21 protein-coding genes are annotated in these 23,396 nt (G+C 72.3%); 13 read left to right on the top strand and 8 right to left on the bottom strand.

The window, feature by feature from the left end:
• Positions 1 to 36: 36 nt before the first annotated feature.
• The 4 genes from ACFZAX_RS12530 to ACFZAX_RS12515 all read right to left on the bottom strand — a co-directional run bounded on the left by ACFZAX_RS12530 (position 37) and on the right by ACFZAX_RS12515 (position 4,438).
• The gene (locus tag ACFZAX_RS12530; protein WP_390961162.1) at positions 37 to 480 is read right to left on the bottom strand and encodes a response regulator; all 444 of its coding nucleotides are present in this window, start codon (positions 478 to 480) and stop codon (positions 37 to 39) included.
• The gene (locus tag ACFZAX_RS12525; RefSeq protein WP_390961161.1) at positions 477 to 2,102 is read right to left on the bottom strand and encodes a CHASE3 domain-containing protein; all 1,626 of its coding nucleotides are present in this window, start codon (positions 2,100 to 2,102) and stop codon (positions 477 to 479) included. The genes ACFZAX_RS12530 and ACFZAX_RS12525 overlap by 4 nt, the downstream gene beginning before the upstream one ends.
• Positions 2,095 to 3,369, bottom strand: coding sequence for a SpoIIE family protein phosphatase (locus tag ACFZAX_RS12520; RefSeq protein ID WP_390961159.1), 1,275 nt, complete (start codon positions 3,367 to 3,369; stop codon positions 2,095 to 2,097). The genes ACFZAX_RS12525 and ACFZAX_RS12520 overlap by 8 nt, the downstream gene beginning before the upstream one ends.
• Before the next feature lie 148 nt (positions 3,370 to 3,517).
• The gene (locus tag ACFZAX_RS12515) at positions 3,518 to 4,438 is read right to left on the bottom strand and encodes a SigB/SigF/SigG family RNA polymerase sigma factor (RefSeq protein ID WP_390961523.1); all 921 of its coding nucleotides are present in this window, start codon (positions 4,436 to 4,438) and stop codon (positions 3,518 to 3,520) included.
• Between the two features lie 341 nt (positions 4,439 to 4,779).
• On the opposite strand from ACFZAX_RS12515, the gene ACFZAX_RS12510 reads away from it, so the two are divergent.
• Complete coding sequence (locus ACFZAX_RS12510; RefSeq protein WP_390961157.1) at positions 4,780 to 6,261, top strand: SDR family NAD(P)-dependent oxidoreductase; 1,482 nt, start codon at positions 4,780 to 4,782, stop codon at positions 6,259 to 6,261.
• A 384-nt stretch (positions 6,262 to 6,645) separates the two neighbouring features.
• Positions 6,646 to 6,819: a hypothetical protein gene (locus ACFZAX_RS12505; RefSeq protein WP_390961156.1), complete on the top strand. Its 174-nt coding sequence runs from the start codon at positions 6,646 to 6,648 to the stop codon at positions 6,817 to 6,819.
• Positions 6,820 to 6,913: 94 nt separating this feature from the next.
• On the opposite strand, the gene ACFZAX_RS12500 is transcribed toward ACFZAX_RS12505, so the two are convergent.
• The gene (locus ACFZAX_RS12500; protein ID WP_390961155.1) at positions 6,914 to 8,353 is read right to left on the bottom strand and encodes a lipase maturation factor family protein; all 1,440 of its coding nucleotides are present in this window, start codon (positions 8,351 to 8,353) and stop codon (positions 6,914 to 6,916) included.
• 80 nt (positions 8,354 to 8,433) lie between these two features.
• A complete protein-coding gene (locus ACFZAX_RS12495) occupies positions 8,434 to 8,940 on the bottom strand; it encodes a DUF1990 family protein (protein WP_390961154.1) in 507 nt (168 codons plus the stop codon).
• Between the two features lie 194 nt (positions 8,941 to 9,134).
• Here ACFZAX_RS12495 and ACFZAX_RS12490 point away from each other — a divergent pair, with 194 nt between their 5' ends.
• The 10 genes from ACFZAX_RS12490 (at position 9,135) to ACFZAX_RS12445 (ending at position 21,128) form a co-directional block, all read left to right on the top strand.
• Positions 9,135 to 10,352 (top strand): DUF6777 domain-containing protein, encoded by a 1,218-nt coding sequence (locus ACFZAX_RS12490; RefSeq protein WP_390961152.1) that lies wholly within the window; start codon positions 9,135 to 9,137, stop codon positions 10,350 to 10,352.
• Between the two features lie 86 nt (positions 10,353 to 10,438).
• Positions 10,439 to 12,610 (top strand): SpoIIE family protein phosphatase, encoded by a 2,172-nt coding sequence (locus tag ACFZAX_RS12485; protein WP_390961151.1) that lies wholly within the window; start codon positions 10,439 to 10,441, stop codon positions 12,608 to 12,610.
• Between the two features lie 184 nt (positions 12,611 to 12,794).
• Entirely contained in the window at positions 12,795 to 14,171 is a 1,377-nt protein-coding gene (locus ACFZAX_RS12480) for a wax ester/triacylglycerol synthase family O-acyltransferase (RefSeq protein ID WP_390961150.1), read from the top strand.
• A 119-nt stretch (positions 14,172 to 14,290) separates the two neighbouring features.
• Positions 14,291 to 15,301 (top strand): aldo/keto reductase, encoded by a 1,011-nt coding sequence (locus ACFZAX_RS12475; protein WP_390961148.1) that lies wholly within the window; start codon positions 14,291 to 14,293, stop codon positions 15,299 to 15,301.
• A gap of 1 nt (position 15,302) precedes the next feature.
• On the top strand, positions 15,303 to 16,160 hold the full coding sequence (locus ACFZAX_RS12470; RefSeq protein WP_390961147.1) for an amidohydrolase family protein: 858 nt from the start codon (positions 15,303 to 15,305) through the stop codon (positions 16,158 to 16,160).
• Between the two features lie 115 nt (positions 16,161 to 16,275).
• Entirely contained in the window at positions 16,276 to 17,136 is an 861-nt protein-coding gene (locus tag ACFZAX_RS12465; RefSeq protein WP_390961146.1) for a DNA-formamidopyrimidine glycosylase family protein, read from the top strand.
• Positions 17,137 to 17,181: 45 nt separating this feature from the next.
• Positions 17,182 to 17,934: a LytTR family transcriptional regulator DNA-binding domain-containing protein gene (locus ACFZAX_RS12460; protein WP_390961145.1), complete on the top strand. Its 753-nt coding sequence runs from the start codon at positions 17,182 to 17,184 to the stop codon at positions 17,932 to 17,934.
• Positions 17,935 to 17,981: 47 nt separating this feature from the next.
• Complete coding sequence (locus ACFZAX_RS12455) at positions 17,982 to 18,344, top strand: hypothetical protein (RefSeq protein ID WP_390961144.1); 363 nt, start codon at positions 17,982 to 17,984, stop codon at positions 18,342 to 18,344.
• 106 nt (positions 18,345 to 18,450) lie between these two features.
• Positions 18,451 to 19,941 carry a cation acetate symporter gene (locus tag ACFZAX_RS12450; protein WP_390961143.1) on the top strand — a complete coding sequence of 497 codons (1,491 nt, stop codon included), beginning with the start codon at positions 18,451 to 18,453 and terminating at the stop codon, positions 19,939 to 19,941.
• Positions 19,938 to 21,128: a histidine kinase gene (locus tag ACFZAX_RS12445; RefSeq protein WP_390961141.1), complete on the top strand. Its 1,191-nt coding sequence runs from the start codon at positions 19,938 to 19,940 to the stop codon at positions 21,126 to 21,128. The genes ACFZAX_RS12450 and ACFZAX_RS12445 overlap by 4 nt, the downstream gene beginning before the upstream one ends.
• Before the next feature lie 29 nt (positions 21,129 to 21,157).
• Here the strand turns inward: ACFZAX_RS12445 and ACFZAX_RS12440 are convergent, their stop codons facing one another.
• Both ACFZAX_RS12440 and ACFZAX_RS12435 read right to left on the bottom strand, forming a co-directional pair.
• Positions 21,158 to 21,727, bottom strand: coding sequence for a sigma-70 family RNA polymerase sigma factor (locus ACFZAX_RS12440; RefSeq protein ID WP_390961140.1), 570 nt, complete (start codon positions 21,725 to 21,727; stop codon positions 21,158 to 21,160).
• Between the two features lie 171 nt (positions 21,728 to 21,898).
• On the bottom strand, positions 21,899 to 22,360 hold the full coding sequence (locus ACFZAX_RS12435; RefSeq protein ID WP_390961139.1) for a universal stress protein: 462 nt from the start codon (positions 22,358 to 22,360) through the stop codon (positions 21,899 to 21,901).
• 157 nt (positions 22,361 to 22,517) lie between these two features.
• Here ACFZAX_RS12435 and ACFZAX_RS12430 point away from each other — a divergent pair, with 157 nt between their 5' ends.
• Complete coding sequence (locus ACFZAX_RS12430; RefSeq protein WP_390961138.1) at positions 22,518 to 23,372, top strand: polysaccharide deacetylase family protein; 855 nt, start codon at positions 22,518 to 22,520, stop codon at positions 23,370 to 23,372.
• Positions 23,373 to 23,396: the final 24 nt, after the last annotated feature.

Below are 23,396 nucleotides of genomic sequence, written 5' to 3'. Positions count from 1 at the left end.
CCCACTCCTGGTGAAACCGGAAAACCGGCGGCGGGCTCACGTACGCCCGGGAAGCCGCACCACCGTCACGAAGAAGTCGTCGATCTGCCGGACCGCCGCGATGAACTGGTCCAGGTCGACCGGCTTGGTGACATAGGCGTTGGCGTGGAGTTTGTAGCTGCGCAGGATGTCCTCCTCGGCGGAGGACGTGGTCAGCACCACCACCGGAATCATGGCGAGCTCGGCGTCGCTCTTGATCTGCTCCAGCACCTGGCGGCCGTCGTACTTCGGCAGGTTCAGGTCGAGCAGGATCAGGTCGGGCCGGGGAGCGTCCGCGTGCGGGCCGCGCCGGTAGAGGAAGTCCAGCGCCTCCTGCCCGTCGCGCACCACGTGCAGGGTGTTGCGGATCTTGTTGTCCTCGAACGCCTCGCGCGTCATGAGCTCGTCGCCGGGGTCGTCCTCCACCAGGAGGACCTCGATGGGCTGTACGGAACTGGTCACGTGGCATCTCCGGACGGGGCGGCGAGCAGAGCGGGAGCCAGGAGCTCCGCCGTGGTGTGCGTGGGGGCTTCCGGGCTGACGGGCAGGGTGAAGTGGATCAGCGTACCCTCAACCGGCTCCGGGTCCAGCCAGATCCGGCCCCCGTGGAACTCGATGATCTTGCGGCAGAGGGAGAGCCCGATGCCGGTGCCGTCGTAGGCGTCCCTGGCGTGCAGCCGCTGGAAGATGATGAACACCTTGTCCGCGAACTCCGGCGCGATGCCGATGCCGTTGTCCGCCACTGTGAAGTGCCACACATCGTCCTCGCGGACACACCCCACCTCGATCCGGCAGGGGACGTCCGCGCGGCGGAACTTCACCGCGTTGCCGATCAGGTTCTGCCACACCATCGCCAGCGTGGTGGAGTCGCCCAGCACCTCCGGCAGGGGCTCGTCCCGGACGACCTCCGCGGCCGCGTCCTCGATCGCCAGCGTCAGATTGGCCAGCGCGCGGTCGAGCCCGCGCTCCATGTCCACCTGCTGCCAGCTCTCGTGCACCCGGCCCACCCGCGAGAAGGTGAGCAGGTCGTTGATGAGGACCTGCATCCGCTTGGCGCCGTCCACCGCGAAGTCGATGTACTGCTTGCCGCGCGCGTCCAGTTCCTCGCCGTACCGCTTCTCCAGCAGCTGGCAGAAGGACGCCACCTTCCGCAGCGGCTCCTGGAGGTCGTGCGAGGCGACGTACGCGAACTGCTCCAGCTCCGCGTTGGAACGCCGCAGCTCCTCCGTCTGCTCGGCGAGCAGCGTCTCGCGGCTCCGCGACTCCGCGAGCTCGTCCACGAGCCGGACCCGCATGGACTCGACGGCCGTGGCCACCGACCGCACGTCCGCCGGACCGCGTACGTCGATCTTCCCCTCGTACGTCCCCGACGTGACGTCGTCCGAGGCGGCGCGCAGCCGCTTCAGCGGCCTGCCGACCACGCGGTGGAAGAGCAGGCTCAGCGCCACCACGGAGGCGAGGAACCCCGCGATCAGCGCGAGGAGCACCCGGTCGCGGGTCGCGCGGGCGTCGTCCAACTGGTCACGGGCGTGGTCACGGGCCTGGTCCAGGTGGTCCTGCTGGGCGCCGTAGAGAGCACGCAGCGCGTCGAACTCCTTCTTGCTCTGGAGCAGCGGCGCCGACGCCTCCCCCGTGGGACCGCTGGCCCGCACCGCTCCGATCAGCGGCTCGGCCTGCGAGGTGCGCCACTTCGCGGCCGCCGCCGCGATCCGGTCCAGGTCACCGGCGTACGGCTGCTCGGACCCGACGAGCTCCCGCACCCGGGCCAGTCGCTCCTTCTCGTCGCGCTGACCCTGTTTGTACGGTTCGAGGAACGAGTCGTCGCCGGTCAGCACGAAGCCCCGGACGCCGGTCTCCTGGTTGAGCAGTGCGTTCTGGAGCTGGAAGGAGGCGGAGCGCGCCGGCTGGACCCGGTCGACCAGCTCCGTCGTCCGCGCGGACATGTCGTTGAGGACGACCGCGCCGATGACCAGACACGTGACGACCACGACGACGAAGCCGCCCAGGATGAGGTGGACCCAGCTCTGCACCGACAGCCGTGAGGCGCCTCCAGCGCGTATGGGCTTCCCCTGGGGATCAGCCATTGTTTTCCACCTTTTCCCAGCTCAGATGCAGTACAGCCACGTCGTCCGCGAGCCCGCCGAAGGGCGCCGCCCCGGCCGTGGCTCCCGCGACGAGGGCGTCGATGAACGGCCGGGCCGCCAGCTCCGAGCAGCCCTGCGCCATCGCGAGGAGCCCCTCCTCGCCGAGGCGGCTGTCGGGGCCGGTACGCCCCTCGAACAGACCGTCCGTGAAGAGCACCAGACTGCTGTCCGGGCCCAGCTCCAGTTCGCTCTCCGACCAGTGCCGCGCTCCCGGCAGCAGCCCGAGCGCCATGCCGGTCTCGGGCTCCACCCAGGAGACCTTGCCGCCCTGGCGCAGCAGCAGCCCCGGGTGACCGGCGCGCACGATGCCCGCCCGGCTCCCGTCCGGCGGGAAGGTGAGCGCGGTCACCGTCGCGAAGAGGTGCGGGTCGGAACGCTCCGCCACCAGGATCTCCTCCAGGAGGTTGATCTGGTCGAGCGGGCTGGTGCCGCAGAGCACCGCGGTGCGCCAGGCCACCCGGAGGCACACCCCGAGCGCGGCCTCGGCGGCACCGTGGCCGGACACGTCCCCTATGACCGCGTGGACCGTGCCGTCCTCGGTCTGCACCACGTCGTAGAAGTCACCGCTCAACAGCGCGTGGACCCGGCCCGGTTCGTAGCGGGCCACCGCCTCGAAGCGGTCGTCCCGCAGCAGCGGCACGGGCAGCAGACCCCGCTCGAGCCGGGCGTTCTCCTGCGCCATCTGCTGATTGGCCCGCAGCGCCGCCGCCGCCCGCTCCACCTGCTTGCGCTGGAGGGCGTACCGGATCGCGCGGCCCAGCGTCTCCGGGTCGAGCCGGCCCTTGGCCAGGTAGTCCTGGGCGCCGTTGGCCACGGCCGAGAGCCCGGTACCCGCCTCCGTCAGTCCGGTCAGCACCACGATGGCCGCGTCCCTGGACGCCTCCACGATCTGCGTCACGGCGTCGAGCCCGTGCACGTCGGGAAGGTGCAGATCGAGCAACACACAGACGGGGGTGCGGCAGGTCCGCAGGAACTGTCGTGCCTCCGCCAGCGTCTTGCACCAGGTGATGGAGGGGTCGAGGTCGCTGTCGGAGAGCATCTCCTCGACCAGGAGGGCGTCTCCGGCGTCGTCCTCCACCAGAAGGATCACCGCGTCCACGCCCCACACGGAGCCGTTCGGGGCCGCGGCGGCCGTCGTCTGCTGAGCGGGAACCGCGGCGGGTCCCGCCTGACGGACCGGCACACCCCTCGTGGGCAGCTCGGTCACACTGCACCCCCTCGTAAGGAAGGCGCGGGTTTCCCCACGCCACGCCTGGAAGCATAAATGACCCACGCCCGGTGCCGGAGCGCCGGACGTGGGTCTCGGGAGGGCCGGCCGGAGCGAGTCCGGCGGCTGCTCCACCTGGAAGGTGGCCTTACTCCTCGACGGACATGCCGGCGCGCAGCCGCGCCACGATCCGGCTCAGCAGCCGCGACACGTGCATCTGCGAGACGCCCAGCTCCGCGCCGATCTGCGCCTGGGTCATCTCCTGCCCGAACCGCATCTGCACGATGCGGCGCTCGCGGTCGTCGAGCTGCTCCAGCAGCGGCGCGAGGGTGTGCAGGTTCTCGACCGTCTCCATGGCGGGGTCCCGCTCGCCCAGCATCTCGGCGTAGGCGCGCTGGTCCTGGCCGTCGTCGCTGTCGGAGGACGGGGTGTCGAGCGAGCCGGCCGAGTAGCCGTTGGCGGCGACCAGACCCTCGATGATCTCCTCCTCGGAGAGGTCGAGGTGGGCCGAGAGCTCCTTCACCGTGGGGTCGCGGTCCAGCTTCGCGGAGAGCTGCTCCTTCGCCTTGGCCAGTTCGACGCGCAGCTCCTGGAGCCGGCGCGGCACGTGCACGGACCAGGTGGTGTCACGGAAGAACCGCTTGATCTCACCCACGATGTAGGGCACCGCGAATGTGGCGAACTCCACCTCGCGGGACAGGTCGAACCGGTCGATCGCCTTGATCAGGCCGATCGTGCCGACCTGGATGATGTCCTCGGTGTCGTCCCCGCCCCGGTTGCGGAACCGCGAGGCCGCGAACCGCACCAGTGAGAGATTCATCTCGATCAGGGTGTTGCGGGCGTACTGGTGCTCGCGGGTTCCTTCCTCGACCGTCTGGAGGCGGTCGAAGAAGATCTTCGAGAGGGCCCGCGCGTCCTGCGGGGCCACCTTCCCGGCCTCCTCGATCCAGGGCAGCTCGCCCAGGCCCGTCTCCGTACCGACACCGGCAGGTGTCCGCGTTCCCGCCCGGTCGTGCCGCGACGCCTCCGAGGCGTCGGTTCCGGTGGTTCGCAGTGACATCGCCGTCATGGTGTCGCCCTCCCTGTTGCCGTAGCTGTCGGTCCGGCGTCTGCCCGGGTATTCCGGAGTCATGCCTGCCGATTTCAGAAATTTTCGCGGAGATCCGTCGACGCGGTGGGTGGGCCGCGTCACCGGCCGTCCTGGGCCGCGCCCACCTCCGCGCGCGCGGAGCATGTGTACACCCGGACGGAGGAGCGGCGCGCACATGGCAGACTTGACCGGGTGTCCGGGCCCGCGACGACCGGTGGCCCGCGGGGCAGGCGGTGTCCGGCGGTACGCGGCCGGGGTCACGAGGACCTGACCGACTCCGATCCGCCGACACCACCCAGGACGACAGAGGAAGCAGCAGCATGACGGTGACAGAGGAAAGCCAGGGACTCGCGCCCGGGATCGAGGACTTCGGTCCCGGTATCGCTCCGGAGCGGCTGGCCGTCTGCCTGAGCGTGCTGGACGAGCTCGACTCCATCGACGTCGACCACCCGGACGCCATCAGGGTGCGACGGGCCACCGCCGGTATCTACCGGACGGTGAAGCAGCGCCGCCGCCAGGAGCGCCGCGCCGCCAAGACGGCCCACGACAAGGCCGTCACCGAGGCGACCGCCACCGGCTCCGCCGAGCGGATCGACGACGAGACGCAGGGTGTCCTGCCCTCCTCCTCGGCCACCGCGGAGATCGCGGGCATCCTCCAGCGGCCGCGGTCCTGCTACATCTGCAAGACCCGGTACACCGAAGTGGACGCCTTCTACCACCAGCTCTGCCAGGACTGCGCCCGCGAGAACAGGGCCCGGCGCGACGCGCGTACGGACCTCACGGGCCGCCGCGCGCTGCTCACCGGCGGCCGGGCGAAGATCGGCATGTACATCGCGCTGCGGTTGCTGCGCGACGGCGCTCACACCACGATCACGACCCGCTTCCCGAACGACGCGATCCGTCGCTTCAAGGCGATGCCGGACAGCGACGAGTGGATCCACCGGCTGAAGATCGTCGGCATCGACCTCCGCGACCCCGCCCAGGTCGTCGCGCTGGCCGACTCCGTCGCCGCCGAGGGCCCGCTGGACATCCTGATCAACAACGCGGCGCAGACGGTACGCCGGTCCCCGCAGGCGTACAGCGAACTGCTCGCTGCCGAGTCGGCTCCGCTGCCCGCCGGAGTGCTGCCGCCCGCCGAGGTCATCGGCATCTTCGGCAGCGGCAGCGTCGACCGGGTGGCCGCGCTGCCCGCCGCCCGCAAGGAAGGGCTGACCGCCGCCGACGTCACCGCTCTCGCGCTGGTCACCGGCTCGGCCTCCCCGGCGCGCATCGAGGCCGGCACGGCCATCGACGCGGGCGGGCTCGTACCCGACCTGCACGACACCAACAGCTGGATCCAGACGGTGGAGGAGGTCGAGCCGATCGAACTCCTCGAGGTGCAGCTCTGCAACTCCACCGCGCCGTTCATCCTGATCAGCCGCCTGCGTCCGGCGATGGCCGCCGCCGCGGGCCGGGCGTACGTGGTCAACGTCTCCGCCATGGAGGGCGTGTTCAGCCGCGGCTACAAGGGAGCGGGCCACCCGCACACCAACATGGCCAAGGCGGCCCTGAACATGCTGACGCGCACCAGCGCCCAGGAGATGTTCGAGAAGGACCGCATCCTGATGACGGCCGTCGACACCGGCTGGATCACCGACGAACGCCCGCACCCGGACAAGATGCGCCTGGCCGAGGAGGGCTTCCACGCGCCCCTCGACCTGGTGGACGGCGCCGCCCGCGTCTACGACCCGATCGTGCGCGGCGAAGCGGGCGAGGAGCTCTACGGCTGCTTCCTGAAGGACTACGCCCCCGCCGGGTGGTGACTCCGGCCTGAAGCGCGTTGTCGAAGGACGGCCGCACCCCGACCCGGGGTGCGGCCGTCCTCCTTTTCGTCGTCCCACCGGTCCCACCCGTCCTCCCCGCCCCCCGTTGAACGGCTTCGTTTGGCCGAAAGTGACCCAAGGCACACGTTCTGTCGAGCGGGATGCCGCTCATTTGGTTACGCTGGGGCGAACGGACGGCACCGAGGGATCCACGAAGCTTCCTCGATCGTCCCGGGACAGGCCTGCAACCAGGCCGCCGTCCCGCCCCGTACCGGCGCCACCGCGACCGTATGCCCATGCCCCTGCCCCTGTGTGCGGTGGTCCGCGGTGGAGAAAGCCGCGGTACCCCACTGCCGGGGGTTACGCGACGCGAAGGAGTGCGCGGTGACACCTGAACTGACGACAGACGAGAAGCGACCGGCCGAACGGACCGGCGATCGGGCCCGTAGGCCCGAGAAGCTCCGGAACATCGAGGTCTGGGCCAGGTCGGCCCCGATCCGGCTGGCTGGATACGAGGACGATCTCGCCGAACCGCACATCCTGCCCGGCATCGACTGACCCTCGGTCTCCCGTCGTGCACGAGAGCCCCGGTTCCCGCCCCGACGGGCGGACCGGGGCTCTCGCACGTCGGGGCGCTCGCCCTCGCTTTCGGTCACCCGGAGTCCTCCGGCGGCCGGAGCGGCAGCGGCCGGCGCACCGGACGCATGAACTCCCGTACGTAGGTGCGGTGCCACCACCGCCCGGTGCTCCGCAGTTCGGCGGCGTCGGTGAAGCGGTACCGGTACACCGACGCCCGCACCTGGGCGGGCGGCCCGTCGGGGAAGGGGTTGTGGCCCAGCAGCCGCAGGGTGTCGCGGTCGCCGAGCAGGAGCCGCTCGGTGAGCGGGCCGAACCAGGAACGGGCGTACGCGGGGGAGAGCGCGGCGAACCACATCATCCAGTCGAGCCGCAGATGGTACGGGGCGAACTGGCGCGGGAGGCGGCCCGGATCCCCCGGCTTCCCCCGGAAGCCGTACTCCCGCCAGCGGGTACCCGGGTGGATCACCGTGTCGTCGGTTCCCTCGACGACGACTTCGAGGCGCACCCTGCTGATGCTGCCGAACGCGCCGTAGGTGTTGACCAGGTGAAGCGGGTCGTAGGAGCGGTTCATCACCTGGCGACGGGAGAGCAGGTTGCGGGCCGGACGGTAACCGAGCACCAGGAGAAGAACGGTGATCGCGCAGACCACGATCTCGTACCAGAGCGGTGCGGCGGGCAGGGGCCGGGAAGGGCCCGCGAGCGGGGACCAGTCGATCGCCGGGAGCGCGAGGGCGACGGTGAGCCAGTTCAGCCAGGCGAAGTTGCCGGAGAGGATCAGCCACAGCTGGGTGACGACCATGACGGCCGCCGCCACGCTCGCCACCGGCTGAGGGGTGAAGAGGAGGAAGGGGACCAGGAGTTGGGTGACGTGGTTGGCGGCCACCTCCACCCGGTGCACCGGGGCCGGCAGATGGTGGAAGAACCAGCTGAGCGGGCCCGGCATCGGCTGCGTCTCGTGGTGGAAGTCCAGGCAGGTCAGCCGGCGCCAGCACTCGTCCCCGCGCATCTTGATGAGACCGGCCCCGAACTCCACCCGGAACAGCAGCCAGCGCATCAGCCAGAGCGTCAGAACCGGCGGAGCCGTCCTCTCGTTGCCCAGGAAGATCGCCAGGAATCCGGTCTCCAGCAGCAGCGACTCCCAGCCGAAGCCGTACCAGACCTGCCCGACCTGCACGATCGAGAGGTACAGGACCCAGGGCAGCGCCCACAGGATCAGGGCGCCCCACAGCGGCAACAGGCCGTCGAGCCCGCCCAGGAGCGCGACGGAGACCGCGCAGCCGGACCACGCGACGGCGGCGAAGAAGCGGTCCGAGTAGTGGAGCCGGAAAAGTCCGGGAGCGGTGGTCCAGCGGGTACGCAAGAGCAGTTCGGGCACCGGCAGCATGCCCCGCTCGCCGATCAGCGCGCGGAACTGGAGGGCGGCGGCGAGGAATGCGGTGAGATAGATGGCGGCGAGAGCCCGCTGGAAGATCAGCCTGCTCAGCCCGTAGTCGTCCGCGGTGAACCAGTCCACCGGCGTCAGTATCGGTCAGCCCGGCCCCGCACCGTGTGACCGACGCGGCGGTCGTGGCGACCCGCCGTCCCGGCTTGAGCTCAGGTGGCGGCGATGCGGCGCAGTGTCCGCCCCAGGTATCGGGCGTAGCTCCGCTGGAGCACCCGGACGAACGGTCCGGCCATGCGGGAGTACCAGAGGGCGGGCCGGGAGAACGCCGTGACGGCGAACCAGACGGTGCCGTCGTCGGCGAGCTCCACGACGAAGGATTCCTCGCCCCGCTCCGGATGACCGTCGAGCGTTCCGTACGCGAAGCCGATGCGCTCGCCGGTGTACTCGGTCCACACCACTTCGCAGGGAGCCTTGACGCGCAAAGGCCCCAGGCGCAGGGCCACTTCGACGGATGCTCCCACCTCCGCGCGGTCGGCGGAAGCCGCGACGAGGAACCCTGTCGCACGGTGCATGCGCCACTCGGTCACCGCCGCGCCGGCCGCCTCGAACGAGGCGCGGCCCCGGCCCACCGGAGCGCGGTGCTGCAGGTGGTCGTAGCCGCGCGGCAGTGGGCGCCGACGGGTGGCGCCGGTCTCCGGGTAGGTGAAGGCGGGCACGGGGGGCCTCCCTCTGTTCGGCGTCCGACCGTGGTGCCGCGGGCGCGGCGCGGTGATCCGTCCTCGAGCTTAGTACGTTCCTTGAACGTGTTCAAGACTGCGCCGGGCGGCCGTATCCCGGCTTGCGACCGGTACGGAGGTGCGTCAGACATGAGGGGACCCACCACCCCCGTACGTACTGGCAGGAGAGCACCGTGCGCTCGTCCCGACGACTTCCGTATGCCCTGTCCGCCGTGGTCTCCGTGGCGGCCCTTTCCGCGGCCGGATGTACCGGTGCACCCGGCGCCGCCCGGCCCGCCGCGACGACCGTCGGCCACGAGGTACTGCTCCAGTCGGCCGCCGCCCGGGGACCGGCGCCCTTCACCCGGTCCACGGCCGGAGCGGTCCCCGGGGCCGAGGCCGCTGAGCCGCTTCCGGCGGGCGGCGCCCCCGCCGCCGCTCCGGCCGCCCGTACCGTCACGGGCGACGCGGCGGGGCTCTACGGAGGTGTCCGGAACACGCCCAGTTGCGATGTGGACGCCCAGGCCGATCTGTTGACCGAGGACCCCACCCGGGCCCGGGCCTTCGCGCGGGTGGCGGGCGTCGAGGCGGTGCAGATCCCCGGATACCTGCGTGCGCTGACCCCCGTAGTGCTGCGGGCCGACGTACGGGTCACCGACCACGGCTTCGCCTCGGGCGCCCCCATCAGCTTCCAGACCGTGCTCCAGGCGGGTACCGCCGTGATGGTCGACAGCCGGGGGCTGCCCCGGGTGCGGTGCGCCTCCGGCAACCCGCTCGCGCCCGCGGTACCCCTCACGGGACGGATCGCCGACCGGGGTGTGCGCTGGGCCGGGTACGCCCCGGACCGGGTGCTGGACGTCGCCCCCAGCTCGGGCGTGCTGGAGAGCCTGGTCATCGCGGACCTCGTCGAGGGTGCGTGGATCGAGCGGCCGAGCGGCGAGGGCGCCGAGGACAGGAACCCCTCCGCCCCGCCGGCGGCCGGTCCGGGGGACAGCTTCTTCCCCTTCTCGGCCGACGCGCAGCGGCCCGACAGCGCGGCGGATTCGGACGCCGCCTCCACCGGCCCGGACGGCGTCCACGCCCCCGGCTCCCCTGACTCGGGTGAAGCGTCCGCCGACGGCCTGCCGGACTTCACGGGGGATCCGTATGTGGAGCTGCCGGACTTCACGGGCGACGCGTCCATCGACGGCCTGCCGGACTTCACGGGCGGCCCGTCCATCGACGACCTGCCGGACTTCACGGGCGGCGCGTCCGCCGACGGCCTGCCGGACTTCACGGGCGACCCGTCCATCGACGGCCTGCCGGACTTCACCGGGAACGAGGACTCGGGTTTCCAGGACCCCGCCGGTGATCCCGGTGACCTCGGTGACTCCGGTGAGGCGGAAGCGGCTCAGGAGACGGCCACGGCGTGACCGGCCCGGGCCGCGTCGCGCCGCTCGGGCCCGCCCGCCTCGCGAACCGCTCGAAGAATCGGACAAAGGGTGGCAGAGTGGCCGACATGGATGATCGGGCAGCCGGTGCCCTGTCATTCCCGGAAGACTGGCCCGCCCACCCGGACCTCAGCCTCGCCCTGAACCGTATGGGCAGCTTCGACTGGGATCTGGACAGCGGCCTCATGCACATGGACCAGCCCGCACTGGACGTGTTCGATCTGCGGGCCGAGGAGTACGACGACCAGCCGGCCTCCCTCTCCCTGCGGGTGCCCGAGGACGAGGGCGCCCGGCTCGACGCCATGGTCACGCAGGCGTTGACGGCCGGACGGGAGAGCTACGGCGCCTACTTCCGGTGCCGGCTCCGCGACGGCTCGCTGCGCTGGACCCACACGCAGGGCTTCATCCGCCGCGACGCCGAGGGCCGGCCCCGCCGCATCCTGGGCATCGTCCGGGACGCCTCCCAGGAGCTGGCGGACTCCGCCGCGCGTCAGGAACTCGACGAGGAGCGGCGCCGGCGGACCAGCCTGGTGCAGGCCACGTCGGCTGCGCTGGCCAGCGCACGTACGGTGCAGGACGTCATCGACGTGCTCAAGAACTCCCGGGGCCTGGCCCACCTGGGGGCGACCAGCCTCGTCATGGGGTTGCTGGAGGCCGGGCGCATCCATCTGGTGGCGGACGGACCCGAGGGGTCGTTCGTGCCGGGCACCCGCTACACGCGGGTGGACGAGCGGTACCCGATGAGCGAAGTGCTGCGGACCCTGGACCCCCGGTTCATCGAGACCTCCGAAGACTTCGCCACCTCGTACCCCGAGCTCTGGGCCCAGGTCGGCCACCTCGGGATCACCTCCGCCGCCTATCTGCCACTGATCGCCCAGGCCCGCCCGATCGGCGCGCTCGGCCTGCTGTACAACGACCGGGTGGGCTTCGCCGCCGACGAGCGCAACCTGCTGGTCTCCCTCGGCAGTTCGATCGCGCAGAGTCTCCAGCGCGCGATGCTCTACGAACAGGAGCACGACCTCGCCGAGGGGCTCCAGCAGGCGATGTTGCCGCGCCGCATCCCGGAGGTGCCGGGCGCGCAGGTCGCCGTCCGGTACCGCTCGGCCCGTATGGGGCGCGACATCGGCGGCGACTGGTACGACGTCATCCCGCTCCCCGGCAGCCGGGTCGGCGCCGTCATCGGGGACGTGCAGGGCCACGACACCCACGCCGCGGCCGTGATGGGACAGCTCCGGATCGTGCTGCGCGCCTACGCCGCCGAGGGGCACAGCCCCGCCACGGTCATGGCCCGCGCCTCCGTCTTCCTGCACGAGCTGGACACGGACCGCTTCGCCACCTGCAACTACGCCGAGGTCGACCTCACCACCGGGGTGATGCAGATGGTCCGGGCCGGGCACATGGAGCCCCTCATCCGGGACCCCGACGGCAGCTGCCACAAGCTGTTCGTCGAAGGCGGCCTGCCGCTCGGACTCTCGGCCGAGTTCGGCAGCCTGGACTATCCGGTGAGCACCGTCGAACTCGACCCCGGGCAGACGCTGGTGTTCTACACCGACGGGCTGGTGGAGCTTCCCGACACCGATTTCGACGCCGGAATGCGGCTGCTGACCGACATGGTGCGGGCCGGCCCGCAGGACATCCGGCGGCTGGCCGGCCGGCTCTGCGATTCGGTCGACGAGCGCGGTGGCGAGGACGACGTGGCGGTCCTCCTGCTGCGGCGGGACGCGGCGCCCACGCCGCAGCCCGGCGGGCGGCTCCGGCAGCACGTGGCCCAGAACGACCCGGAGGCGCTGAGTTCGGCCCGTCACATGATCAGGGCGGCGGTCCGCGCCTGGGGCGCCAGGGAACGCGCCGACGAGATCGAACTCGCCGCCGACGAACTGATGACCAACGCCCTGATGCACACGGACGGCGGGGCGATCGTCACCATCCGGATCCTCGCCGGAGGCGAGCGCAGGCTGCGGGTGGACGTGGAGGACCGCTCCAGCGCGCTGCCGCGCCGTCGCGATGCGGGGGACGCCGGAGTCTCCGGGCGCGGGCTGATGCTCGTCGACCGGCTCGCCGACGTCTGGGGGGTGGAGTCGCGGGGCGGCGGCAAGTGCGTGTGGGGCGAGTTCCTCATCCCCGAGCGGTTCGACCGCCCGGGGCGGCCCGGGCGCCGCGATCCCCACGAGCTCCCCGACCGGCCCGAGCCCTCCGACCGTCCCGACGGCGGACGGTTCGGTCCGTCCCGGCGTTCCTGAGCCTCGCCCTCGCCCCCGCCCTCACTCGAACGCGGATCGGACTTTGCCGATACCTGGTCGGACTAAAGCGCCTACTTGGCGGTAGCGGAACGTAACATGTCCGTTCTTGACCGTAACTGACCGCCGTGGTTTGACTGGGGGCGCACGGCGGTCCAGCTCTCCCCCCGATGACATGAGGTCCCCCATGGGTACCGAACTGCTCGCCCCTCTCGATCTCGCCTTCTGGCACCTGGAGTCCGAGGCCCACCCGATGCACCTGGGCGCGCTCGCCGTGTTCTCCCCGGTGGCCGGCGGCTCCGAGCAGGACGTGCTGGAACTGCTCCGGGAGCGCGCGGCCGCCGTCCCCCGGCTCCGGATGCGGGTACGGGACGTCCTGCTGCCCCTCGGCGGCGCGGCCTGGTCCACCGACAAGGGCTTCGACGTCCGCCGCCATGTCCACCGCGCCGCCCTGCCGCCGGGGGACTTCATGGCGGCGGCGACCTCGCTCGCGGGCGACCTGATGGAACGCCCGATCGCCCGCGGGCTGCCGCCCTGGGAGATGTACCTGCTGGAGAGCGGGTCCGGCGACGGTCCGTTCGCCGTGCTGGTGAAACTGCACCACGCGCTGGCCGACGGCATGCGCGCCGTCGCGATCGGCGCGGGCATCTTCGACGAGATCGCGGCCGTCGCCACCCGGCGCGCGACGGCCGTACGGCGCGCCCCCGTCCCGCCGCGCTCCTGGATGCCCGGCCCCCGGGAGGTCGCCGGTCTCGCGCTCGGCCGGCTCGAAGAGGCCGGACGGGCGCTGGGTGTCGGGGCCTCCGTGGTGCGCGCGAGCCGACTGGTGCCGGGCGGCTCGGGTGCCCTGGCGGCAGGCTCCAGCGGCACCCGGCGGCTCGTCACCGCGGATCTGGACGCCGAAGCCGTGCGGCGCGTCCGCAGAGCCGAAGGCGGCACGGCCAACGACGTGCTGCTCGCCGTCGTCGCCGGGGCGCTGAGGCGGTGGATGACCGGGCGCGGCGAGGACTTGCCGGGCGACGACCCCCGGGCCCTGGTGCCCGTATCGCGCCGCCGGCCCGGCGTGGCTGCCCAGAACGGCAACCGGCTCTCCGCCTACCTCCTCGGCCTCCCGGTCTCGGAGCCGGACGCCCGCAGCCGGCTGCGGGCCGTACGCGTCGCGATGGAGCGCAACAAGGCGGCCGGCCCGCTGAAGGGCGCGGGAGCCGTCGCCGTACTGGCCGACCGGCTGCCGCCGCTCGCCCACCGCTTCGGCGCCCCCCTCGCCGGCAACGCGGCCCGGATGCTCTTCGACCTCCTGGTCACCAGCGTTCCGCTGCCGCGCGCCGCACTCTCGCTGGGCGGCTGCCCCCTGCGCTCCCTCTATCCGATGGCCCCGCTGGCGCGCGGGCAGTCCCTCGCCGTGGCGCTCTCGACGTACGGCGGGCGGGTGCAGGTCGGCCTGGTCGCCGACGGCCGGGCGCTGCCCGACCTCGACCTGCTCGGAGCGGCGATGGCGGACGAGCTCGCGGCGCTCCAGGAGCTCGTCGGGACGCCCCCGCGGACCCTCGGCCTCGTGGAGTGATCGGACTGATTCCCAATGAAGAGAGGAAATGGGCCGCGTCTGTCCGGTTGACTTGCCTCAGTGATCCGATGAATCATCGCCCTGTACGGAAAGCGATCATTCAGTGAGGGCGGCAGGCCATGCGGCGCAGCACACTCGGACGTACCGCCGTGGAGGTCACCGAACTGTCCTTCGGGGCAGCGGCCATCGGCAATCTCTTCAGCGCCGTCGACCCCGAGCAGGCGGCCCTCGCGGTGGACGCCGCGTGGGACGAGGGCGTCCGGCACTTCGACACCGCCCCGCACTACGGACTCGGCCTCTCCGAGCGACGGCTCGGCGCCGCGCTGCGGTCCCGGCCCCGCTCCTCGTACACCCTCTCCACCAAGGTCGGGCGGATCCTCGACCCGCTGCCCGCCGGAACCCCGGTGCCCGACGGCCTGGACGACGGGTTCGCGGTTCCGGTGACCCACCGCAGGCGCTGGGACTTCAGCGCGGACGGGGTGCGCAGGTCCATCGAGGACAGCCTGCTGCGCCTTGGCCTCGACCGTATCGACGTCGCCTACCTGCACGACCCCGACGACCATGCGGAAGCCGCCTTCGGCGAGGCGTACCCCGCTCTGGAGCGGCTGCGCGAGGAGGGCGTCGTCGGCGCGATCGGAGCCGGGATGAACCAGACAGCCCTGCTCACCCGCTTCCTGCGGGACACCGACGTCGACGTCGTGCTCTGCGCCGGCCGTCACACCCTGCTCGACGGAAGCGCGCTGGACGAACTCCTCCCCGAGGCCGAGGCCCGGGGGCGCGGCGTCGTCGTCGGCGGGGTCTTCAACTCGGGCCTCCTCGCCGACCCGCGCCCCGGCGCCCCCTACGACTACACGGCCGCCCCCGCCGCACTGCTCGAACGCGCCCTGCGCATGAAGGCCGTCACCGAGGCGCACGGCGTCCCGCTGCGCGCCGCCGCCCTGCACCACTCCCTCGCACACCCTGCCGTCGCCAGCGTGCTGGTCGGCACCCGCTCACCCGACGAGGTGCGCGACGCCGCGGCCCTGCTGCGTACCCCGCTGCCGTCGGCGCTCTGGGACGACCTGCGGGCCGAAGGGCTCCTTCCGGCCCCCGGCGCGCCCACCGGGTCCCGCGCCCCCGAGGAGCGATGACATGACCGCGTCCGCGACGACCGTCGACGCCCACCATCACGTCTGGGACCTCTCCGTACGAGACCAGGAGTGGATCACCGGCGAGGAACTCGCCCCCATCCGGCGCGACTTCACTCTCGCCGACCTGGAACCCGAAGCCCGGGCCGCGGGCGTGGGCGCCACCGTCCTCGTCCAGACGGTCACCGTCGCCGAGGAGACGCCGGAGTTCCTCGCCCTCGCCCACGGCAGCGACCTCGTCGCCGGCGTCGTCGGCTGGACCGATCTCACCGCCCCGGACGTCGCCGGTACTCTCGCCGCACTGCGAGGCCTGCCCGGCGGCGACCTGCTGACCGGCATCCGCCACCAGGTCCAGGGCGAGAGCGACCCGCGCTGGCTGCTCCGCCCCGACGTGCTGCGCGGCCTGGCCGCCGTCGCCGACGCCGGTCTCGCCTACGACCTGATCGTCCGCCCCCACCAGCTGCCCGCCGCCACTGCCGCCGCGGCACTGCTGCCCGGGCTCACCTTCGTACTCGACCACGCCGGGAAGCCTCCCGTCGCCCAGGGCCACCTCCAGCCCTGGGCCGACGACCTGCGCACGCTGGCCGCGCTGCCGAACACGGTCTGCAAGCTCTCCGGCCTCGTCACCGAAGCCGACCCGCACCACTGGACCACGGACGATCTGCGCCCCTTCACCGACGTCCTGCTCGACGCGTTCGGACCGCACCGGCTGATGTTCGGCTCGGACTGGCCGGTCTGCCGGCTCGCCGCGCCGTACGCGGAGGTCCTGGAGGCCGCGCGCACCCTCACCGCGGACCTCTCCGCCAACGAGCGCGCCGCCGTCTTCGCCGGGACGGCGACCCGCGTGTACCGGCTCGGCTGAACCGCCCCCGGGCGCGTGTGCCGGGCCTTGTCGGGCATGCCCGCCGGGGGTGGCGCACAGCACGGCCCAGGGCCAGCGGTGGCCGACCGTACGGGGCCTGCGGCAGGCTGGATACATGCCCGAGCTGCCGGAAGTCGAAGCCCTGCGGGTCTTCCTCGGCGACCACCTGGTCGGCAGGGAGATCGCCGGTGTCCTCCCGCTCTCCGTCAACGTGCTCAAGACGTACGACCCGCCACCCGCCGCGCTGGAGGGCGCCACCGTCACCTCCGTGGACCGGCACGGCAAGTTCCTCGACATCGGTGCCGGACCGCTCCACCTCGTCACCCATCTGGCCCGGGCCGGCTGGCTCCGGTGGCGGGACTCCTTCCCCGCCAAACCGCCCGGACCCGGCAAGGGTCCGCTCGCCCTCCGTACCGTCCTCACCGGAGGCGACGGGTTCGACCTGACCGAGATGGGCAGCAAGAAGCGGCTCGCCGTGTACCTCGTCCACGACCCGATGGACGTACCCGGCATCGCCCGGCTCGGCCCCGACCCGCTCGCCCCGGACTTCGACCGGGACGCCCTCGCCGCCCTCCTCGACGGGGAGCGCCGCCAGATCAAGGGCGCGCTCCGCGACCAGTCGCTGATCGCGGGCATCGGCAACGCCTACAGCGACGAGATCCTGCACGCCGCGAAGATGTCCCCGTTCAAGCGCACCGCCGACCTCGACGAGGACGACATCAGCCACCTCCACGCCGCGCTGCGCACCACCCTGGAGGACGCGGTCGCCCGTTCCAGCGGGATCGCCACCGGCGAGCTCAAGTCCGAGAAGCGCAGTGGCATGCGCGTCCACGGACGCGCGGGAGAGCCCTGCCCGGTCTGCGGGGACACCGTCCTGCAGGTGTCCTTCAGCGATTCCGCCCTCCAGTACTGCCCCACCTGCCAGACCGGCGGGAAGCCTCTCGCCGACCGCAGGACGTCCCGCTTCCTGAAATGAACAGGTCACGCAGAGGCTACCGGGCACCGCCTACACTCCGGCCTCATGCTGCGCGTACTCGCCGTCGACGACGAAGAACCGGCCCTGGAGGAACTTCTCTACCTCCTCCGCGCCGACCCCCGCATCCGCAGCGCCGAAGGCGCCACCGGTGCCACCGAGGCGCTGCGCCGCATCGGCGCCGCGGTCGACGCGGGACCCGACGGCCCCGGTGCGATCGACGTCGTCTTCCTGGACATCCACATGGCCGGCCTCACCGGGCTCGACATCGCCCAACTGCTGGCCGGGTTCGCCGCACCGCCGCTCATCGTCTTCGTCACCGCCCACGAGGGCTTCGCCGGCCACGCCTTCGACCTCAAGGCCGTCGACTACGTGCTCAAGCCCGTACGCCGCGAACGCCTTGCCGAGGCCGTCCGCCGCGTCGCCGAACAGATGGGGGAGCGCACCGCGCCCGTGCACGACACCGGCGGCGACCCGGTGCAGGTCGAACTCGGCGGAGTGATCCGGTTCGTGCCCGTCGAGGACATCGCGTACGCCGAGGCCCAGGGCGACTACGCCCGCCTGCACACCGACACCGGAAGCCACCTCGTACGGATCCCACTCACCACGCTGGAGGAGCGCTGGCGCTCCCGGGGCTTCGTCCGCATCCACCGCCGTCATCTCGTCGCCCTCACCCGCATCGACGAACTCCGTCTCGAAGCCGGCACCATGAGCGTCCGCATCGGCGGTGCGGAACTCGCCGTGAGCCGCCGCCACAGCCGCGCCCTGCGCGATCTGCTGATGCGCCAGGGAAGCCGCTGACCAGGCCCCTTCCCAGCCGGCCCCCACGCGCCCTAAACTTCCAGCCCATGTCCGCAGAGCCCACGCCCCGGCGCGAGGTCGTCACCGGCGTGCCCCGGCGGGTGCGTCCGCTGCCGCGCCACCGCACCCAGTCCGAGATAGACGAGCAGACCGCCCTCGGCGGAGCGTACGTACGCTCGCTGATGCGCAGCCAGCTCCGGGCCGGGCTCACCGCCTTCGCCGCCCTCGCGCTCGTCGCCGGCACCCTCCCGCTCGTCTTCACCACCCTGCGCAGCGGCGCGGTCGTCTGGACCGTCCTCGGGTTCGCCGCCTACCTGCCGATCACCCTTCTCGCCTGGTGGTACGTACGCCGGGCCGAACGCAACGAGCGGGACTTCGCCCGGCTCGTGGAAGGTCGCTCCGCCCCGTGAGGAACCCCGTCGGCCCCCCGCCCGCCCCCTTCGCCCACCCCGGTCAGGGACGCACCGTCGAAGAAGGCGCCCGCGAAGAACACCCCGCTGAAGGGCGCACCCAACGGTGAACACGCCCGACCACACGGCGTCGTGGGCCGCGGTCGCCCTCGTCGTCCTCGCCACGGTGCTCGTCGGCGGATTCGGCCTGCGGATATCCCGCACCACCTCCGACTTCTACGTCGCCTCCCGCACCGTCCGCCCCCGCCTCAACGCGGCGGCGATCAGCGGCGAATACCTCTCTGCCGCCTCCTTCCTCGGCATCGCCGGACTGGTGCTCGTGCACGGCCCCGACATGCTCTGGTACCCGGTCGGCTACACGGCCGGATATCTGGTGCTCCTCTTCTTCGTCGCGGCCCCGCTGCGCCGCTCGGGGGCGTACACCCTGCCCGACTTCGCCGAAGGACGTCTTGAGTCGCGCCAGGTACGCCGCCTGGTCAGCGTCTTCGTCGTCGGCGCGGGCTGGCTCTACCTCGTGCCCCAGCTCCAAGGGGCCGGTCTCACTCTGCAGATCCTCACCGGCGCACCCGGCTGGCTCGGGGACGTACTCGTCGCCTCGGTCGTCGTGGTCGCGGTCGCGGCGGGCGGGATGCGGTCGATCACCTTCGTCCAGGTCTTCCAGTACTGGCTGAAGCTGACCGCCCTCCTGGTCCCCGCACTCTTCCTCGTACTCGCCTGGCAGGGCGACGGCCGCCCGGCCGTCACCTTCGGCGGACAGCACGCCGTCTTCCGCGCCGACCACCCGCTCTACGCCACGTACGGGCTGATCGTCGCCACCTTCCTCGGCACCATGGGGCTCCCGCACGTCGTCGTCCGCTTCTACACCAGCCCCAACGGCCGCGACGCGCGCCGTACCACCGTGGCCGTGCTCGCCCTCGTCGGCGTCTTCTACCTGCTGCCGCCCGTCTACGGAGCGCTGGGACGCCTGTACGCCCCCGAACTGCGGCACGGCGGTGACGCCGACGCCGCCGTCCTGCTGCTGCCCGCACGGGTCATCGGAGGGCTCGGCGGCGACCTGCTGGGCGCGCTGATCGCCGGGGGAGCCTTCGCCGCGTTCCTCTCCACCGCCTCCGGCCTGACCGTCGCCGTGGCCGGGGTCATCACGCAGGACGTCCTGCCGCAACGCGGCGTGCGCTACTTCCGGCCCGCGACCGTCCTTGCCATCGCCGTGCCGCTGGCCGGGTCGCTGCTGGTCAGCAGGGTGCCGGTGGCCGACGCGGTGGCCATGGCCTTTGCCGTCTCCGCGTCGTCCTTCTGCCCCCTGCTGGTGCTCGGCATCTGGTGGCGCCGTCTCACGCCGCCGGGAGCCATCGCCGGACTCCTGCTCGGCGGCGGGTCGGCGCTCCTCGCCGTCGCGATCACGGTGAGCGGGGCCGTACGGCAGCCGGGCTGGCCCCACGCGCTGCTGGCCTGGCCCGCCGTGTGGTCGGTGCCGGTCGGCTTCCTCGCGATGGTCCTCGTCTCGCTCGCCACCCCGGGGCGCGTGCCCCCGGGCACCAACGCGGTGATGACCCGCTTCCACCTGCCGGAAGCCCTGACCCCGGGGCGGGACCGATGACCGGGGCGCAGATCGCGGTCCTCGCCGTGCCGGCCGCCCTGCTGGCCGGAGCGGCCTTCCTGCTCGGCCGCCGTACCGCCCGCCCCGTGCGGCCCAGCGACGTCGGGACCCCTGTCGAGCACGCGACCTTCGAGACCCTGCACACCGCGTCGCTGGCCGCACCCCCGCTGCGGGCCGGCCTGACCGAGGACAGCGCACGGCGCTCCGTCCGCCGGCTGCGCTCCCTGCTGGGTACCGAAGCGCTCTGCCTCACCGACCGGGAGCGGGTGCTCGTCTGGGACGGCGCGGGACACCACCACGGCCCGGACGTCATGGAACAGGTGGAGAACCTGCTGGAGAACGGCCGCGACACCGCCTTCGGCACCGACTGCGAGGACCTCGACTGCCCGCTGCGCTGGGCGGTGGCCGTACCGCTCACCGTCGACAACCGGGTCCTCGGGGCGCTCGTCGCCCACGCGCCGCGCGAGTCCGCGGTGCTGGCGCGCGCGACGGGCGAGGTGGCGCGCTGGGTCTGCGTACAGCTGGAGCTCGCTGAACTCGACCGCTCACGCACCCAGTTGATCGAGGCGGAGATCAAGGCGCTGCGCGCCCAGATCTCCCCGCACTTCATCTTCAACTCGCTCGCCGCCATCGCGTCGTTCGTCCGCACCGACCCCGAGCAGGCACGAGAACTCCTGCTGGAATTCGCCGACTTCACCCGCTACTCCTTCCGTCGCCACGGCGAATTCACCACGCTCGCCGACGAACTTCACTCCATCGACCAGTACTTGGCGCTGGTGCGCGCACGATTCGGCGAGCGGCTCGCGGTCACCCTGCAGGTGGCCCCCGAGGTACTGCCCGTCGCCCTGCCCTTCCTCTGCCTCCAGCCGCTCGTCGAGAACGCCGTCAAGCACGGGCTCGAAGGAGCCGTCACCCGCAGTCGGATCACCATCTCCGCCCTGGACGCGGGCTCCGAGGCCGAGGTCGTCATCGAGGACGACGGCACCGGCATGGACCCCGAACGCCTGCGGCAGATCCTGCGCGGCGAGGGCGGCGCCTCGACCGGCATCGGCCTGCTCAACGTCGACGAGCGGCTGCGCCAGGTGTACGGCGACGACTACGGGCTCGTCATCGAGACCGGCGTCGGCGCGGGCATGAAGATCACCTTGCGGTTCCCCAAGTACCGCGCCGGCGTGCACGGTTCCTGAGCGGGGCCCGCCGGGGCGACGGCATCCGCCTACACGGAGGTGGCGCAGGTCTCCGCACGCCTCGTCCGGCCGGCGGCGCGGGACCTTTCGGAGTAGCCGGGCAGACCGCGCTGGAGCAGCCGGAGGGCGTAGTAGGAGCGCGACTTGACCGTACCCGGCGGAATGCCGAGTACCTCGGCCGTCTCCCCGACGCTGAGCCCGCGGAAGTAGATCTCCTCCAGCACAGCACGGTGTTCGGGGCTCAGACCGCGCACCGCCGCGCGCACGTCGAGGGAGCGGACCGCCGAGTCGGCGGTGTCCAGCGGGGCGGACGCGCACTCCAGCACGGAGTCGCTCACCTCGGCGGGACGCGCCTGCCGGGACCGCCGGGCGTCGATGGCCAGGCGCCGGGCCACGGTGAAGAGCCACGGCCGCATGGACTCGTACGGTGCGGCGAAAGCCTCGGGGTGCTGCCACGCGCGCACCAGCGTCTCCTGGACCAGATCCTCGGCCCCCTGGCTGTCGCCGTAGGTCAGTTGCTGGAGGAAGTGCAGGAGCGCGGGGCCGTGTTCCCGCAGCAGCTCCGCGATGGCCCGCTCGTCGGTGGTCGTCGTGGACATCGTGGAACGTCCTTCCCGCAGGTCGCAGGCGGCCTCGTCGCCGCCTGGCGTATACGAACGCATCCAGCGGGCCGAGGACCAGGCTGCGGGCCGGAGCGTGCGGCGAGCGGTCGCACGGTGCGGTGAACGGTCGTCAGCCCCTCGGCAGCGAGGTCCGACGGGCCTCGGCGGTCACGGCACCACCGTCACCGGCCAGCGGCCCGCCTTCACCAGCCGCACCGCCACCGAGCCGATGATCCGGTGCCCGGCCGACTCGGAGGCGCCGACCACCACGGCGTCCGCCTTCAGCTCGTCCGCGGCGGTGACGAGCCCGTTGTACGGGTCACCGGGGAAGGTGTGGAACTCCCAGCGCACGTCCCAGGTGTCCTTCATCCGCTCCGAGGAGCTGCGGATCTCGTTGATCAGCCCCTCCGCCACGTCCCCGGTGGTTCCCGACACCGGTGCGCCGAGCGCCGCCCCGGCGATCATCAAGGGCTGGACGTAGACCAGCGCCAGCATGGCGTGCTGCCTGCGCGCGAGCCCGGCGGCATAGGCCGCCGCCCTCATGGAGGACTCGGAGCCGTCGATGCCCGCGACGATCACCTTGGGACCGTCGGTGCCTCGTTCGAACTGGTGTTGCTGTTGCTCGCTCACGGCTGGAAGGCTAGCCGCTCCCGCGTGTGGCGCCGCACGAGGTCCCACGTGCGGTGTTGGACCGGTCGGCACAGGCGCGGCCCTTCCATCGGGTGGACCTCGCCCGGCTCTCGTGTCGCAAGGTCCGACGAAAGGATCTTCGTGCGAGCAGTTAGTCATGAAATACGAGAAAAAGCAGCCGGGGCGTCGAACGCTGCTGGGAATCGCCGCCGGGATCGGCGCGGCGGTCACCGTGCGCCTCATCGCGGCGGAACCGGCCGCGGCCCCCACCGGACCGGCCGCCGCCCCGCGGATGCCGGTGGCCGCAGGCCCGCCCGCCGCGGCACCCCGCCGGCCCTCCGGCTACCGGCTCCAGCCCATGGTCGGCCGGGCCGCCGAGGCCGCACCCCGCCGCCGCCCCGCGCTGCCGCCCGTACGCACCCGGCCCTTCGAGGAGCTGCCGGACCTCGGGCACGCGATGGTGCTCACCTTCGACGACGGCCCCGACCCCGTCCACACCCCGCAGATCCTGGCCACCCTGCGCAGGCACCAGGTGCACGCCATGTTCTTCCTCTGCGGCGAGATGGCCGACGACAACCAGGATCTGGTGCGGGCCATCGCCGACGACGGGCACGTGATCGGCAACCATTCCTGGACGCATCCCCTGATGACCGGCCTGACCCGGGCGGAGGCGAGGGACGAGATCGAGCGGACCAGCGAGGTGATCCGGCGGACGGCCGGGGACGCGCCGCTGTGGTTCCGGGCGCCGTACGGGGCGTGGAACCGCAACGTCTTCGAGATCGGCGCCGAGCTGAACATGGAACCGATGGCCTGGACGGTCGACACGCTGGACTGGGAGACGCCCGGCACCGACGTGATCATCGGCCGGGTGCTGGACGGCGCGGCCCCGGGCGTGGTCGTCCTCTCCCACGACGCGGGCGGCGACCGCTCGCAGACCGTCGAGGCGCTTCCCCGCTACCTGCCCCGTCTGATCGACCAGGGCTACCGGCTCACGGTGCCGTACCGCACCTGAAACACCGGGCCCACTCACCGGGAG

Origin of the sequence: Streptomyces sp. NPDC008125, assembly GCF_042957125.1 — a bacterium.
GTDB lineage: Bacteria > Actinomycetota > Actinomycetes > Streptomycetales > Streptomycetaceae > Streptomyces.
Note: the sequence above shows the minus strand (reverse complement) of the source record. Positions and strands in the feature narration are given on the sequence as shown.

Bases quoted from the DNA above. Each gene is read 5' to 3' on its own strand.
- ACFZAX_RS12460 (WP_390961145.1), top strand. From the start codon at position 17,182: ATGCTGCGCGTACTCGCCGTCGACGACGAAGAACCGGCCCTGGAGGAA.
- ACFZAX_RS12510 (WP_390961157.1), top strand. From the start codon at position 4,780: ATGACGGTGACAGAGGAAAGCCAGGGACTCGCGCCCGGGATCGAGGAC.
- ACFZAX_RS12430 (WP_390961138.1), top strand. From the start codon at position 22,518: ATGAAATACGAGAAAAAGCAGCCGGGGCGTCGAACGCTGCTGGGAATC.
- ACFZAX_RS12470 (WP_390961147.1), top strand. From the start codon at position 15,303: ATGACCGCGTCCGCGACGACCGTCGACGCCCACCATCACGTCTGGGAC.
- ACFZAX_RS12445 (WP_390961141.1), top strand. From the start codon at position 19,938: ATGACCGGGGCGCAGATCGCGGTCCTCGCCGTGCCGGCCGCCCTGCTG.
- ACFZAX_RS12515 (WP_390961523.1), bottom strand. From the start codon at position 4,438: ATGACGGCGATGTCACTGCGAACCACCGGAACCGACGCCTCGGAGGCG.
- ACFZAX_RS12475 (WP_390961148.1), top strand. From the start codon at position 14,291: ATGCGGCGCAGCACACTCGGACGTACCGCCGTGGAGGTCACCGAACTG.
- ACFZAX_RS12465 (WP_390961146.1), top strand. From the start codon at position 16,276: ATGCCCGAGCTGCCGGAAGTCGAAGCCCTGCGGGTCTTCCTCGGCGAC.
- ACFZAX_RS12525 (WP_390961161.1), bottom strand. From the start codon at position 2,102: ATGGCTGATCCCCAGGGGAAGCCCATACGCGCTGGAGGCGCCTCACGG.
- ACFZAX_RS12440 (WP_390961140.1), bottom strand. From the start codon at position 21,727: ATGTCCACGACGACCACCGACGAGCGGGCCATCGCGGAGCTGCTGCGG.
- ACFZAX_RS12455 (WP_390961144.1), top strand. From the start codon at position 17,982: ATGTCCGCAGAGCCCACGCCCCGGCGCGAGGTCGTCACCGGCGTGCCC.
- ACFZAX_RS12480 (WP_390961150.1), top strand. From the start codon at position 12,795: ATGGGTACCGAACTGCTCGCCCCTCTCGATCTCGCCTTCTGGCACCTG.
- ACFZAX_RS12485 (WP_390961151.1), top strand. From the start codon at position 10,439: ATGGATGATCGGGCAGCCGGTGCCCTGTCATTCCCGGAAGACTGGCCC.